7 protein-coding genes and 5 pseudogenes are annotated in these 14,646 nt (G+C 64.5%); 4 read left to right on the top strand and 8 right to left on the bottom strand.

Annotation, left to right across the window (positions count from 1 at the left end):
* Positions 1–10: 10 nt before the first annotated feature.
* From sseA to ACVWW1_RS39280, 3 genes and pseudogenes are all read right to left on the bottom strand, one after another.
* A complete protein-coding gene (gene sseA / locus ACVWW1_RS39290) occupies positions 11–868 on the bottom strand; it encodes a 3-mercaptopyruvate sulfurtransferase (RefSeq protein WP_456659576.1) in 858 nt (285 codons plus the stop codon).
* Between the two features lie 147 nt (positions 869–1,015).
* A complete protein-coding gene (locus tag ACVWW1_RS39285; RefSeq protein ID WP_016847778.1) occupies positions 1,016–1,429 on the bottom strand; it encodes a rhodanese-like domain-containing protein in 414 nt (137 codons plus the stop codon).
* Positions 1,430–1,484: 55 nt separating this feature from the next.
* Positions 1,485–2,661, bottom strand: a pseudogene (locus tag ACVWW1_RS39280) (vWA domain-containing protein).
* Positions 2,662–2,843: 182 nt separating this feature from the next.
* Here ACVWW1_RS39280 and ACVWW1_RS39275 point away from each other — a divergent pair.
* From ACVWW1_RS39275 to ACVWW1_RS39260, 4 genes and pseudogenes are all read left to right on the top strand, one after another.
* Positions 2,844–4,742: a diguanylate cyclase gene (locus ACVWW1_RS39275; protein ID WP_456659575.1), complete on the top strand. Its 1,899-nt coding sequence runs from the start codon at positions 2,844–2,846 to the stop codon at positions 4,740–4,742.
* 114 nt (positions 4,743–4,856) lie between these two features.
* Positions 4,857–5,102, top strand: coding sequence for a GlsB/YeaQ/YmgE family stress response membrane protein (locus ACVWW1_RS39270; protein WP_176533122.1), 246 nt, complete (start codon positions 4,857–4,859; stop codon positions 5,100–5,102).
* A gap of 105 nt (positions 5,103–5,207) precedes the next feature.
* The gene (locus ACVWW1_RS39265) at positions 5,208–6,050 is read left to right on the top strand and encodes an AAA family ATPase (RefSeq protein ID WP_092124583.1); all 843 of its coding nucleotides are present in this window, start codon (positions 5,208–5,210) and stop codon (positions 6,048–6,050) included.
* A gap of 72 nt (positions 6,051–6,122) precedes the next feature.
* A pseudogene (locus tag ACVWW1_RS39260) lies at positions 6,123–7,626 on the top strand (flavin-containing monooxygenase).
* A gap of 168 nt (positions 7,627–7,794) precedes the next feature.
* Here ACVWW1_RS39260 and ACVWW1_RS39255 read toward each other — a convergent pair.
* From ACVWW1_RS39255 to ACVWW1_RS39235, 5 genes and pseudogenes are all read right to left on the bottom strand, one after another.
* A pseudogene (locus ACVWW1_RS39255) lies at positions 7,795–9,439 on the bottom strand (GMC family oxidoreductase).
* Between the two features lie 28 nt (positions 9,440–9,467).
* On the bottom strand, positions 9,468–10,061 hold the full coding sequence (locus ACVWW1_RS39250) for a GNAT family N-acetyltransferase (protein ID WP_456659574.1): 594 nt from the start codon (positions 10,059–10,061) through the stop codon (positions 9,468–9,470).
* A 143-nt stretch (positions 10,062–10,204) separates the two neighbouring features.
* Positions 10,205–11,131: an SMP-30/gluconolactonase/LRE family protein gene (locus tag ACVWW1_RS39245; RefSeq protein ID WP_456659573.1), complete on the bottom strand. Its 927-nt coding sequence runs from the start codon at positions 11,129–11,131 to the stop codon at positions 10,205–10,207.
* A 338-nt stretch (positions 11,132–11,469) separates the two neighbouring features.
* Positions 11,470–12,358: pseudogene (locus tag ACVWW1_RS39240) on the bottom strand (4-(cytidine 5'-diphospho)-2-C-methyl-D-erythritol kinase).
* Positions 12,359–12,627: 269 nt separating this feature from the next.
* Positions 12,628–14,416: pseudogene (locus ACVWW1_RS39235) on the bottom strand (tetratricopeptide repeat protein).
* Positions 14,417–14,646: the final 230 nt, after the last annotated feature.

Raw genomic sequence — 14,646 nt, 5'->3', positions numbered from 1 at the left:
AAGGTATTTCTCAAGCGGGCCCCGTCGCGATCGGCGGGCCGCTCGCCTGTCCCCATTCCGACCATGAGCCGTCATAAAGCGCGCTCTCGGTGACGCCGATCCGATAGAGCGCAAGCGTCAGCACACCGGCCGAAACACCGGAGCCGCAGCTCGTGACGATCGGCGCGTTGAGCTTGACGCCGGCACCACTGAACGACTTGCGCAGATCGTCGAGCGGCTTCATCTCGCCGGTCGCGGCATCGAACAGTTGGTTGTAGGGCACGTTGCGGGCGCCCGGGATGTGGCCCGCGCGGATGCCCGGCCGCGGCTCCGGCGCACGGCCCTCGAAGCGTTCGGCGGCGCGCGCATCGATCACCTGCTCGGCGCGGCTTTCGACATTGGCAATCATCTGCTCGATGCTGCGCACGCGCTTCGGATCGTAGCTCGCCTTGAAGGTCGCAGGCTTCGGCTTCACCTCGCCGCTCTCGACCGCCCTGCCCTCGGCGCGCCACTTCTTCAGGCCGCCGTTGAGAATGCGCACATTGCGATGGCCATAGGACAGGAACATCCACCAGGCGCGCGGCGCGGCGACCCAGCCGCCGACGTCATAGATCACGACGGTGTCGGTATTGCTGACGCCGAGCCCGCCGACGTCGCGGCCGAACTGCTCGGCGCTCGGGAACATGTGCGGCAGCGGATTGGAATGATCGGACACCGCGTCGACGTCGAAGAACACGGCGCCGGGCAGATGCGCGGCGAGATAATCGTCCTTCGGCAGCGGCAGCACGCCGGGCAGCTTGAAGGTCGCGTCAAGCACCTTGACGTTGGCGTCGCCGAGATGCGCAGCCAGCCATTCGGTCGAAACGAGCGGATCGTCGGTGGTCGTCATGATCATTCCTTCTTGTCATTCCGGGGCACGCGAAGCGTGAACCCGGGATCCAGAGGTTGTCTTGCAAGATTCTCAGGTGCGCAATTGCGCACCATAGTTCGCGCTGCGCGCGCCCCGGAATGACGGCGGATAAGGAACCAGCGCCGCTTAGCCCTTCTTCTTCGGCTCCCACGCCTCGATCGGACCGCCGGCCTCGCGCCAGGCGGCGAAGCCGCCGCCCATATGGGCGACCGGCTTCAGGCCCATGTCCTTCGCGGTCTTGGCGGCGAGCGCCGAGCGCAGGCCGCCGGCGCAGTGGAAGATGAACTTCTTGTCTTCCTGGAAGATCGGCTTGGCGTAGGGGCTGTTCGGATCGATCCAGAATTCGAGCATGCCGCGGGTGCAGGAGAACGCGCCGGGGATCTTGCCGTCGCGCTCGATCTCGCGGGGATCGCGGATGTCGACGATGACGACGTCGTTCTTGCCGATCAGCGTAATCGCATCTGCTGCGCTGATGGTCTCGATCTCGGCATTGGCCTCGTCGATCATCACCTTGATGCCGCGGTGGATGTTCTGGGGCATGGAGCTCTCCCTGGATGTTGTTGGCGCGCCCGTCGGCGCGCGACGCGTTGCGCGTTTAGCGCACCAGCTCCCGCATCGCGTTCTCCAGACCTTCGATCGTGATCGGATACATGCGCTCGGAGAACAGGCGGCGGATGATGGTGGTCGATTCCGAATAGTCCCAGTGCTTCTGCGCCACCGGATTGAGCCACACCGCGTGCGGATAGGTGCGGGTGATGCGGTCGAGCCAGACCGAGCCGGCCTCCTCGTTGACATGCTCGACCCGAGCCGCCTGGCACCATGATCTCGTAAGGCGACATCGAGGCGTCGCCGACGAACACCACCTTGTAGTCGTGCGGATACTTGTGCAGGACGTCCCAGGTCGGCGTGCGATCGGTGAAGCGCCGCTTGTTCTGCTTCCAGACGCCCTCATAGAGGCAGTTGTGGAAGTAGAAATATTCCATGTGCTTGAATTCGCTCTTGGCGGCCGAGAACAATTCCTCGACCTGCTCGATATGCGAATCCATCGAACCGCCGATATCGAAGAACACCAGCACCTTGACCGCGTTGCGCCGCTCGGGGCGCATGTGCACGTCGAGATAGCCGTGGTTGGCGGTCTCCTTGATCGTGGTGTCGAGGTCGAGCTCGTCGGGCGCGCCGGTGCGGGCGAACTTGCGCAGCCGCCGCAGCGCGACCTTGATGTTGCGGATGCCGAGCTCGACATTGCCGTCGAGATCCTTGAACTCGCGCTTGTCCCACACCTTCACGGCGCGGTTGTTGCGGTTCTTCTCCTGCCCGATCCGCACGCCCTCGGGATTGTAGCCGTGGGCGCCGAACGGCGAGGTGCCGGCGGTGCCGATCCATTTGCTGCCGCCCTGGTGGCGGCCCTTCTGTTCCTCGAGCCGCTTCTTCAAGGTCTCCATGAGCTTGTCCCAGCCCATGGCCTCGATCTGCTTCTTCTCTTCCTCGGTGAGATATTTCTCGGCGAGCTTCTTCAGCCACTCCTCGGGGATCTCCGCCTTGCCCATGGCATCGAGCAGGCTCTCGAGCCCCTTGAACACGGTGCCGAACACGCGGTCGAACTTGTCCAGATTGCGCTCGTCCTTCACCAGGGCGGCGCGCGACAAATAGTAGAAGTTCTCGACGGTCTGTTCGGCGAGATCGGCGTCAAGCGCTTCCATCAAGGTCAGATATTCCCGTAGCGTCACGGGGACCTGGGCGTCGCGCAGCGATGTGAAGAACTGCAGGAACATATTTACTTAAATCGCCCGCCCTGCCGGTGCCGTCAAGGGCCCCCGCCCCGGTTGCGGCTGCGGATCAGCCATTCACTTTCACTTAACCACCCCGGCCAGCTTCGGCTCCCGGCGGCGAAACGTGACGTTAAGATGGGACGTTGATCACTGGAGGTAGCACGCTGCCCGTGGACCCGATCGACTTGCCCAATAGCCCTGCCAAGCTGCCGAAACTGTTCTCGCCGACGGCGATCGTCGCCGCCGTGGTGACGGCGATGAGCATATTCGTGCTGGGTCTGTTGATCTGGAAGGCGGTCGAGGCGCGCACCATGGCGCTCGCCCAGGGCGAGCGCGACATCCGCAACCTCACCCATTCGCTGGCGGAACACGCCTCGCATTCGGTCCAGGCGATCGATGTGGCCATGAACGCCATGGTCGACCTGCTGAAATACCAGAAGCCGCGCGTCGACCGCTTCAACGCGGCCTTGCGGAAGACCGCGGATGCGCTGCCGCAGATCCGGGAAATCGGCGTGATCGATCCCGACGGCAACCGGATCTACTCGTCGGCCGCTGAGTTGCCGGCGCACAACAATGCCGACCGCAGCTATTTCATCGGCCATCGCGACTCGCCGGACGCGACGCTACATATCAGCGAGCCGTTGCAGTCGCGGCTGACCGGGCATCCGACCATCGTGCTGTCGCGGCGCGTCACCCGGGAAGACGGCAGCTTCGGCGGCGTGCTGTTCGCGACCATCGAAAGCAGCTACTTCGACAACTTCTACCAGGCCTTCGAATTCGGTCCGTACGCCGGAATTACCCTGCTTCGCCTCGACGGCATCGTTCTGGCGCATTGGCCGGCGGGCAAGTGGAACAAGGAGGTGTCCGCGGCTTTCAAGGCGCAGATCGAGCAGGACCGGACGGGCTACACGAAAACCACATCGCCATTCGATGGACGCGTCAAATATCTCGGCTTCGAGCGCGCGTCGCAGTACCCGATCGTGGTCACCGTCGCCCTGCCGGAAGCCCAGGTTCTCGCCGCATGGCATGAGGATTTGCGCAACGACCTGCTTGTCGCCGTAATCCTGATGGGAAGCGTCATCCTGTTCGCCATCCTGCTGGGCAGGGAGTTCGCCAAGCGGACCAAGGTCGCGCGGATGCTCAGGGAACGCGAGGCGCGCTACCGGCTGCTGGCCGACAACATCGCCGACGTCGTGATCCTCTTGGACCGCAACGGCCGCTTCCTGTTCGTGTCGCAGTCGGTCGAGACCATCCTCGGCCGCAAGCCGAACGATCTGATCGGCAAATCCTGCTTTGAGTTCGTGCATCCCGATCACCTCGCCGACGTCGCCAGGGCGACATCGGAATTGACCAACTGGACGACCACCAAGACCGTCGAATTCAAGACCTTCCGCGCCGACGGGAGCGAGGTCTGGGTCGAGATCAACTTCAAGCTTGCCGGGATCGCGGAAGACCATCAGGCCATCGAGGTCGTCGGCGTGCTGCGCGACGTGACCGAACGCCGCAAGATGGAGGACGAGCTCAACGCCCTGAACATCCGCCTGTCGGAGCTTGCGACGACCGACGGCCTGACCGCGCTCGCCAACCGCCGCAGCTTCGACAGCGCGCTGCCGCGCGAGTTCCGCGACCGCGAGCAGATCTCCCTCATCATGCTCGATATCGATCACTTCAAGGGTTTCAACGATGCGCAGGGCCATCAGGCGGGCGACGAATGCCTGAAGCGCGTGGCGCGCGTGATCGCGGACGCCACCATCAACACGACGGCGCTGGCGGCGCGATATGGCGGTGAGGAGTTCGCGATCATCCTGCCCGGAATCGGCGAGCAGGACGCGCTGAAGGTCGCCGAAGCGATGCGCCTCACGGTGCGATCGCTGGCGATCGCCAATCCGCCGGCGCGGCGCGGCGTGGTCTCGATCAGCCTCGGGATCGCCAGCCGGTCGGCTGCGACCGCAGACGAGAGCGATTTGCTCGGCCAAGCCGACCTAGCGCTCTACGAGGCGAAACGCTCGGGGCGCGACCGCACGGTGCTGGCCTCGTCGCTCGCGGGCGGCAATCATTCCGCAGGACGGAAACAGTACGCCTGACATACTATGCGCCGGATGCCGTTCAGGGTACCGCTGCGCTGCGGAATCCGCCCTAGACCGCCCCGCGTTTTCAATTACAATTGCGCCTGACAAGACATTGGGCAGGACGTTTGAATGGGCATCATTGCGGCACTGGTGATCGGTGCGATTGCCGGCTGGCTCGCTGGGCTGATCGTGCGCGGCGCGGGGTTCGGGCTGATCGGCAACATGGTTGTCGGCATCATCGGCGCGCTGGTGGCCAGCTGGCTGTTGCCGCGCCTTGGCGTCGGCCTTGGCGGCAGCGCGATCCGCGACATCATCAACGCGACGATCGGCGCGGTCATCGTGCTGGTGATCCTGTCGCTGATCAGGCGGGCCTGATCGAACAATTTGCATTTCCGACGGCCGCTGCGAGAGCGGTCGTTTCATGTTGAGGCTCAAGGTGAGATCCACGCGGCCGACGAACGAAGCAAGGCAAACAGATCGATGAAATTCACGGGTACCAAGGACTACGTCGCCACCGATGACCTCAAAGTCGCCGTCAATGCCGCCATCGTGCTCGAGCGCCCGCTGCTGGTGAAGGGCGAGCCCGGCACCGGCAAGACCGTGCTGGCCGAGGAAGTCGCCAAGGCGATCGACGCGCCGCTTTTGACCTGGCACATCAAATCGACCACCAAGGCGCAGCAGGGGCTCTACGAATACGACGCGGTGTCGCGCCTGCGCGACAGCCAGCTCGGCGATGCGCGCGTGTCCGACATCAAGAACTACATCAAGCGCGGCAAGCTGTGGGAAGCCTTCACCCACGAGAAGCGCCCGGTGCTCTTGATCGACGAGATCGACAAGGCCGACATCGAATTCCCCAACGACCTCCTGCTCGAGCTCGACCGCATGGAGTTCCACGTCTACGAGACCGGCGAGACCATCAAGGCGAAGCTGCGCCCGATCGTGATGATCACGTCGAACAACGAGAAGGAACTGCCGGACGCATTCCTGCGCCGCTGCTTCTTCCACTACATCAAGTTCCCCGACGCCGACACCATGAACAAGATCGTCGACGTGCACTTCCCCGGCATCAAGAAGCGGCTGGTGGAAGAAGCGCTGCGCATCTTCTTCGAGGTCCGCGAGGTGCCGGGCCTGAAGAAGAAGCCCTCGACCTCGGAACTGCTCGACTGGCTCAAGCTGCTCTTGAACGAGGACATCACCCCGGAAATGCTGCGCGAGCGCGATCCGCGCAAGCTGATCCCGCCGCTGCACGGCGCGCTGCTCAAGAACGAGCAGGACGTGCATCTGTTCGAGCGGCTGGCGTTCCTCAGCCGCCGCGAAGTCTAGTTCACGCAAACGCCGGGGCATTCGCTCCGGCGTTTTGCTGAACCGCTCCAACCAACAAGAAGACCAGGGAAGATGAACGTCCAGACCCAAATCCGCGCCGCCGAGCCCGTCACGACCGAGCATTTCGACGTCCTGATCGCGGGCGCCGGCATCTCCGGCGTCGGCGCCGCCTATCACCTGACCACGCAATGCCCGGGCACCAGCTTCGTGGTGCTGGAGACCCAGAAGACCTTCGGCGGCACCTGGTCGACGCACCGCTATCCCGGCATCCGCTCCGACAGCGACCTGCACACCTTCGGCTATCGTTTCAAGCCGTGGACCAGTGCGCCGATCGCGAGCGCGGCAGAGATCCTGAAATACATGGGCGAGGTGATCGAGGAGAACGACCTCAGCAGCCACATCCGCTATCGCCACACCATCACCGCGGCGAAGTGGTCGAACGAGACCAATCTCTGGACCATCGATGCAACGCGTATCGACACCGGCGAGCAGCTGCGCTTCACCACCAACTTCTTCTGGATGTGCCAGGGCTATTACCGCCACGACGCGGGCTATACGCCCGAATGGGCCGACATGGCCAAGTTCAAGGGCACGGTCGTGCATCCGCAGACCTGGCCCGATGATCTCGACTACAAGGGCAAGCGCGTCATCGTGATCGGCTCCGGCGCGACGGCCGCGACCCTGATTCCGGCGATGGCCAAGGACGCCGGCCACGTCACCATGCTGCAGCGTTCGCCGACCTATTTCCGCACCGGCCGCAACGCAATCGAGATCGCCGAGGAGCTGCGCAGGCTGCAGGTCGACGAGGCCTGGATCCACGAGATCACCCGCCGCAAGATCCTGTTCGAGCAGGACGCCTTCACCAAGCGGACCTTCGCCGAGCCCGAGGGCGCCAAGAAGGACCTGCTGGCGGCGGTCGAGGCCGTCCTCGGCAAGGACTACGACATCGCCACCCACTTCACGCCGCGCTACCGGCCCTGGCGGCAGCGCATCGCCTTCATTCCGGATGCCGACCTGTTCCACGCCATCAAGGGCGGCAAGGCCTCGGTCGTCACCGACGAGATCGAGCGCTTCACCGAGAAGGGCATCCTGCTCAAGTCCGGCAAGGAGCTCGAGGCCGACATCATCATCACCGCGACCGGGCTTCCACCTGTCTGCGAATGGCGGCATCGACTTCGCAATCGACGGCAAGCCGCTCGACTTCAAGGACACCGTGACCTATCGCGGCATGATGTTCACCGGCGTGCCGAACCTCGTCTGGGTGTTCGGCTATTTCCGCGCGAGCTGGACCTTGCGCGTTGATCTGGTCGCCGACTTCGTCTGCCGCATGCTCAAGCACATGAAGGCGACCGGCGCGAACAAGGTGACCCCGGCACTGCGCCCCGAAGACCACAACATGCCGCTGCTGCCGTGGATCGATCCGGAGAACTTCAACCCCGGCTACATGATGCGCGGCATGCACCTGCTGCCGAAACGCGGCGACAAGCCGGAATGGCAGCACAACCAGGATTACTGGGCCGAGAAGGACGAATTCCCGGCGATCGACCTTGAGGACAAGGCGTTCGTCTACGGCTGAGCTCCTGATAGCAGTCCCGTCATCCTGAGGAGCGCGTAGCGCGTCTCGAAGGATACACGGCCCCAGTCGGGCCGTCGTGCTTCGAGACGGCCGCTTCGCGGCCTCCTCAGCATGACGGTGTTAGACACAGCGCGCTGATCAAGAAGCATCGGCGCGCACAGCTTTCCCTCACGCATATTCCGGCAGCTTCGCGGCGGCCTCGGGGGTCTTGCCGCGGATCATGTCGGAGGCCTTGTCGGCGATCATCAAGGTCGAGGCGTTGAGATTGGCTGAGATCATCCGCGGCATGATCGAGGCGTCGATCACGCGCAGGCCCTCCATGCCATGGACCCGAAGCTGGTCGTCGACCACGGCCCAGGGCGCGTCGGCTGGGCCCATCCGGCAGGTGCAGCCGGGATGGAAGGTGGTGGTGCCGCGCTGGGTCGCGGCCGCGAGCAGCTCGTCGTCGCTCGTGACCTTCGGACCCGGAAAATCCTCATAGGCGAAATACGGCTTGAGCGGCTCGGAGGCGAGCAGCCGGCGCGCCAGCTTCATGCCGGCGACGACGACGCGGCGGTCGATCTCCTCGGCGAGATAATTGGTCTGGATGATCGGCGGCGCGAACGGATCGGCGGAGCGGATCCGGACATAGCCACGACTCTCCGGCCGCTGCTGCCACGAGGCCACCGTCATGCCGGGCTCGTCCTCGAGCTGGCCCTGCACGCCCTCCTTGTAGCTCGCCGGCGTGAAGGTGAGCTGCAAATCGGAGCTCTCGGTGGTCTCGCCGGAATGCCAGAAGCAGTAGACCATGGTCGGCGACAGCGACAGCAGCCCGCGCCGGGTCGTCGCCCATTTGATCGCCTCGCCCCACAGGCTGAAGCCGCGGCGCAGCTCGTTGATGGTCCGGATGTTCTTGACCCGCGCCACCGAGCGCGGCGCGTAGTGATCCTGCAGGCCTTCGCCGACACCCGGCAGCGCGTGGCGCACCTCGATGCCGTGCGACTTCAAGAGGTCGGGCGAACCCACGCCGGAGAGCTGCAACAGCTGCGGCGAGTTGTAGGCGCCGCCGGAGAGGATGACCTCCTTGGTGGCGCGGATCTCGAGCGGATCGCTGTGCTTGCCACCGCGGTTGTAGCGCACGCCGACCGCGCGCTTGCCCTCGAAGATGATGCCGGTGACATGGGCATGCGTGCGCACGTCGACATTCGGCCGCTTTCGCGCCGGATGCAGGAACGCGGTCGCGGCGCTGACCCTGCGGCCGTTCAGGATGGTGCGCTGGCAGTACGACACGCCCTCCTGGATCTGGCCGTTGTAATCGGGATTGCGCGGAATGCCGAGGCTGACCGCGCCTGCCATGAAGGCCTCGCAGAGCGGATCCTGCCAGTCCATCGTGGTGACGGTGAGGTTGCCGTCGCGGCCGCGATAGGTGTCGTCGCCCTCGCCGATCCTTTTCTCCATGCGCCGGAAGTACGGCAGCACGTCGGGATAGCCCCAGCCGCGATTGCCGAGCTGCGCCCAGGTGTCGAAATCCTGGCGCTGGCCGCGATTGTAGATGTGGCCGTTGATCGAGGACGAGCCGCCGAGCGTCCTTGCCACGCGGCGCGTAGATGCTGCGGCCGCCGGTGTAAGGGCCCACCTCCTGCTGGTAGGCCCAATTCACGCTCTTCATGTGGAAGGTCTTGATGAAGCCGGCCGGCAGATGGATGTAGGGATGCCAGTCGCTCGGCCCCGCCTCCAGCACGCAAACCTGGACAGCAGCGTCTTCACTCAACCGGTTGGTCAGCACGCTCCCGGCGGAGCCTGCGCCGATGATCACATAATCGAACGTTTCCATCGTCTCGTTTCTGGCGCCGACCAACGTGTCAGCGCGGCTTTTCGTTGAGTTGATAGTTGAGATGCGCCTTCACCGTCGGCCATTCGCTGGCGATGATGCTGTAAACCACGGTGTCGCGCAACGTGCCGTTGGGCGCGATCTGATGGCTGCGCAGGATGCCGTCCTGCTTGGCACCCAAACGCTCGATGCCGCGCCGGCTCTGGTGATTGAAGAAATGCGTGCGGAACTCGACCGCGACGCAATCGAGCTTCTCAAAGGCATGTTGCAGCAGCAGCAGTTTGCACTGCGTATTGACCGCGCTGCGCTGCACACGCTTGGCGTACCAGGTCGAGCCGATCTCGACGCGGCGGTTCGGCGTGTCGACATTCATGTAGGTCGTCATGCCCGAGATCCGCCCGTCGGCATCGAACACCGTGAACGGCAGCATCGATCCGGCCGCCTGCAGGCCGAGCCTCCGGTCGATCTCCTTGGCCATGTTCTCCGGCTGCGGGATCGAGGTGTACCAGAGTTGAGAGAGGTGGCCGTCCTTCACCGCTTCGACGAGGCCGTCGCGATGATCGTGCGAAAGTGGTTCGAGCCGCGCATGCGCGCCGCGAAGGGTGACCGGTTCAAGCCAGGGCATCTCGTATCCTTTCCGTCATTGCGAGGAGCGAAGCGACGAAGCAATCCATCTCTCCGCGTCCGTGGCTACATGGATTGCTTCGCGGAGCCTGTCATCCGGCGGCGCTTCGCGCCGACCGGGTAGCTCGCAATGACGTTCTTACGTCACTTGTTCAGAAAATTCAGCGGCAATCCCGGCCGCGACCAGTCCATCGCGATCAGTTCGCCCTTGCCGGACAGCGTGATGTAGGCGGTCTTCAGGTCCGGTCCGCCGAAGGCGATGTTGGTGGTGACACGGTCGCCGGTCGACACCTGTTCGACCACGGTGCCGTCAGGCGCGATCACCGAGATGCAGCCCGAGATCAGCGTCGCGACGCAGACATTGCCCGATGCTTCGACGGCGAGCGAATCGAACATCTGGTAGCCGCCGAGACCCGCGATCGGCTTGCCGCGCTCGCCGCGATAGATCACGTCGCGCGGCTTGATGGTGCCGGGCTCGGACACCTCATAGGCCCACAGCCGCGCCGTCGGCGTCTCCGCGATGTAGACGGTCTTCTCGTCCGGCGACAGGCCGATGCCGTTGGCGGGCAGGATGCCGTGCACGGCCTCGACGATCTCGTTCATGCCGGGCTTCAGATAATAGAACGCGCCGACATCCATCTCGCGGGCGCGGCGCTTGCCGAGATCGGAGAACCACAGGCCACCGTGCCTGTCGAACACCAGGTCGTTCGGCCCGCGCAGCTCATGCTCGCCGCACTTCGTCACGACGGTCTCGACCTTGCCGGATTGCAGGTCGACGCGCTGGATCGAACCGCCGAGATAATCCTCCGGCTGCGGTCCCGGCATGATCATGTTGCGAGTCGGGATCCAGGAGAAGCCACCATTGTTGCAGATGTATATCTTGCCGTCGGGGCCGAGCGCCGCGCCGTTCGGGCCGCCCGGCACCTTGGCGACGATCTCCTTGCGCCCGTCGGGATAGACCCGGGTCAGCCGCTGGCCGCGGATTTCGACCAGCACGACCGAACCGTCGGGCATGACGACGGGACCTTCGGGAAACTCGAGATCGGTGGCGAGAACTCGAATATTGGCCATGGCATCCTCCCGGCTCATTGGCTGCAGGCGGATTCCGAACGGTCCCGCACGCGCAACGTTGTTGTTTCATGCTGTTATGGCAAACGGGGTTTGGCTTGCCAAGCAATCAGGGGCGCAACGCTGCCCGGCGTTGGCGTCGCGTGCCAATCTCGCTGGCTATTACGCAGAATAGCCACGGTGTCATCACCCGCGCATGCGGGTGATCCGAGCCGGGCGATGACAGTTGAAGTTGGGGACGCGGCTTCGCGTTCTCGCCGCACCTCTCCTTTCATTCCGGGGCGTGCGAAGCACGAGCCCGGAATGACGATGGAGAGGGAGCCGCAGGCCGCGTGATCGCATCAGCTCAGCGTGCCCGCATGCACCCACCAGCCGGGATGCGCGGCGCGGAGCTTCTCGCCGGCAGTCTGGGCGTCGGCATCGGTGGCGAACACCGCAAAGCAGGTCGCGCCGGAGCCCGACATGCGCACCAGGCGAACGTCCTTGGTCGCACGCAGCGCGGACAAGACGTCGCTGATGACGGGCTCGATGCGCGCGGCGGGGGCTTCGAGATCGTTGGTGCCGGCGCGAAAGCGCCGTGATCCAGTCGTCGACCGCGCGTCCGGCGTCCGGCCAGGACGGCGCCTGCATCATGACATCGGTGGCGCCGATCAAAAGCTCGCCATGGCGCAGGCCGAGCGCATTGAAGACATCCTTGGTCGCAACCGGCACGCGCGGATTGACCAGCACGCAGGGCATTTTCGGCAGGTCGAGCGGCAACAGGCCCTCGCCGACACCGGTCATGTCGCAGGCGCGCGAGGCGACGCACACCGGCACGTCCGCGCCGGTCTGCAGCGCGACCTCCATAATCCTGCTATCGTCGAGCGAGAGTTCGTTGAGCCGCGCCAGCAGCCGCAGCGCAGCCGCGGCATCCGCCGAGCCGCCGCCGATGCCGGCCGCGACGGGCAGCACCTTCTCCAGCGTGAAGTGGCCGACCTCGAGGTCCGCGACGCGCTCGCCGAGCAGCCGCGCGGCCTTGAGCACCAGATTATCAGATGTATCGCCGCAGGCATCGGCCAGCGGCCCCAGCATCGAGAGCGACAGCTCAGGCCCCGGCTCGAGCGTGAGACGATCGGCGCAATCGGCAAACGCGACGACGCTCTCCAGGTCGTGAAACCCATCGACACGCCGCCCGACAACCCTGAGCGTCAGGTTGACCTTGGCACGCCCTTCTTCAATCAGCGCCGGCACTGCGATAAACCCCTAAAGACAAACATCGTGCTGCGATTAGCGTAAATCGCCTCACGATCCTATCCCTTTGTTTGCACGGAAATTCCGGGGGGCATCCCGGCCCAGGCGCCCCATCCGCCGCCGTCGTCCCTGCGAAAGCAGGGACCCATACTCCGCGGCGGACGTTGTGAACGGGATTCGTCGTTCGGGCAGTCTGCAACAATACTCATCGGTGGTTATGGGTCCCTGCTTTCGCAGGGACGACACCGAATTTGCGGCACCCGCAAGCCCTAGCCACCCTTGCCGTCGTCGTCCTTCTTCTTGTCGGCGGAGGCGGCGTTCGAGGTGTCGTCCGGCAGGCCGTTGTCGATCTTGGCCTGGATCTTCGGCAGCTCTTCCGGCTCGGGCTTGAGGTCGCGGGCATGCGCCCACTGGAACTTGGCTTCCAGCGTGCGGCCGACGCGCCAGTAGGCGTCGCCGAGATGGTCGTTGATGGTCGGATCTTCCGGCTTCAGGTCGATCGCGCGCTCGAGGTTCTTCACCGCCTCGTCGTAATTGCCGATCCGGTAAAACGCCCAACCGAGGGAATCGACGATGTAGCCGTCGTCAGGGCGCTGATCGACGGCACGCTTGATCATCTTCATGCCTTCGTCGAGGTTGATGCCCTGGTCGATCCAGGAATAGCCAAGATAGTTCAGCACATGCGGCTGCTCGGGCTGCAGCTCGAGCGCCTTGCGCATGTCGGCCTCGGCCTTGTTCCACTGCTTGGAGCGCTCCTCGCAGATGCCGCGGTAGTAATAGGTGACCCAGGCGTTCTTGTCGCCGCCGGCGGCCGGCAGCGCGTCGATCGCCTGCGAATAGGTGGTGGCGCAATCGGCGAACTTCTTGCGGCCGCGCTCGATGTTTCCGAGCGCCAGGATCGCCTCGATATCCTTCGGCTGATCGGAGGTGACTTCCTTGAGGATCTTGATCGCCTCGTCGCTGCGGTCGGCGGCGTCGAGATTGGTCGCGAGCTGGATCTGCGCGTTGCGCTTCAGCGGCGAGGACGCCGGCATCCGCTCATAGACCTTGATCGCCATCTGCGGCTTCTTCACCGATTCATAGAGATCGGCGAGCGACAGCAGCGCCAGCGGATGGTTGGGCTGCAGATAGAGCGCGAGCTGCAGATAGACCAGCGCGAGGTCCTCGCCGCCGCGGCGGGTCAGCGTCGCACCGATGCCGTACAGCGCCTCGGCGGCGCCGGCCTGCGGTGAATCGATCAGCGGCGGCAGCTTCTTGCCGGCCTTGGTTTCCTTGATGCCTTCCAGCACCAGCGGATGACGCGGCAGCTTCTTGTCGAACGCCTCGTACATCGCGGTCGCGGCGGCGGCATCCTTGTTGCGCGAGGTCCAGCGCGCATATTCATCGACCGTGCGAAGCATCGAATCGTCGAGCTTGTAGACCTTCTCGAAGCGGGCGCCGGCATCCTTCTCCTTGCCGGACAGCTCGTAGATCATGCCGGCGTGCAGATCCTTGAAGATCGGATACCACTCGGGGCCGGTCAGCTTGTCGATCGAGGCGACCGCGCCCTTGCTGTCGCCGGCGCCATAGGCCGCCCAGGCCGACAGCAGCGTCGCCACCAGATCGGTGATCGGGCCGCGGACCGACTGGTTGATGTCGGACTGCGCGGCGGCGTATTTCTTCAGCTTGAGGTCGCGCACACCGACGACGAGGCGCGCGACGCGGTTGGCCTTGTCCTGGGTCAGGATGCGGTCGGCGAGCTTGACCGCCTCCTCGATGTCGCCGTCGGCGAGCGAGGAGATGAAGGCGCGATCGAGCAGCTCGGAATTCTTCGGATCGGTGCGCAGCGCCGAGCCGGTAGAATGCCGCGGCCGAAGTCGCATCGCGCTCGACACTGGCGTGGCGGGCTGCGAGATAGCTGCCGGAGGTGGTCAGCGACTTCAGGTCGGCCTTGCTTGGGAATTGCGCGGTGTTGTCGGTCGGATGGTCTGGTGTCTGCGCCGACAGCTGCGCAGGCACGGCAAGCGCCGCGGCAGCAAGAACGGCAATCGTCAGGCGGTTGAAACGGGTGGACAGCATCACGGTCGCCTTGCTCCAGGGGTTTAAGGCCACGAAGGATTTACGGCCAAGATCTTCGCGACAAGATCCTGCGATCAGTCTCAAAATGCGAACCCAAGCGGCGGCATCCCGGCGAGCGACAATGCCGCTTTTGGCGTTTATCCGCAAGGATCGCCCAAAGGTAACCCATGCCGAATCGACTGGCAGATTAGGCCGTTAGGCCTGCCGATCCAGCCAGCCCACCGCAAGAC

The sequence above is a fragment of the Bradyrhizobium sp. JR3.5 genome (assembly GCF_054057015.1).
The sequence above is the reverse complement of the archived record's forward strand: the minus strand, read 5'-3'. Positions and strand labels throughout refer to the sequence as shown.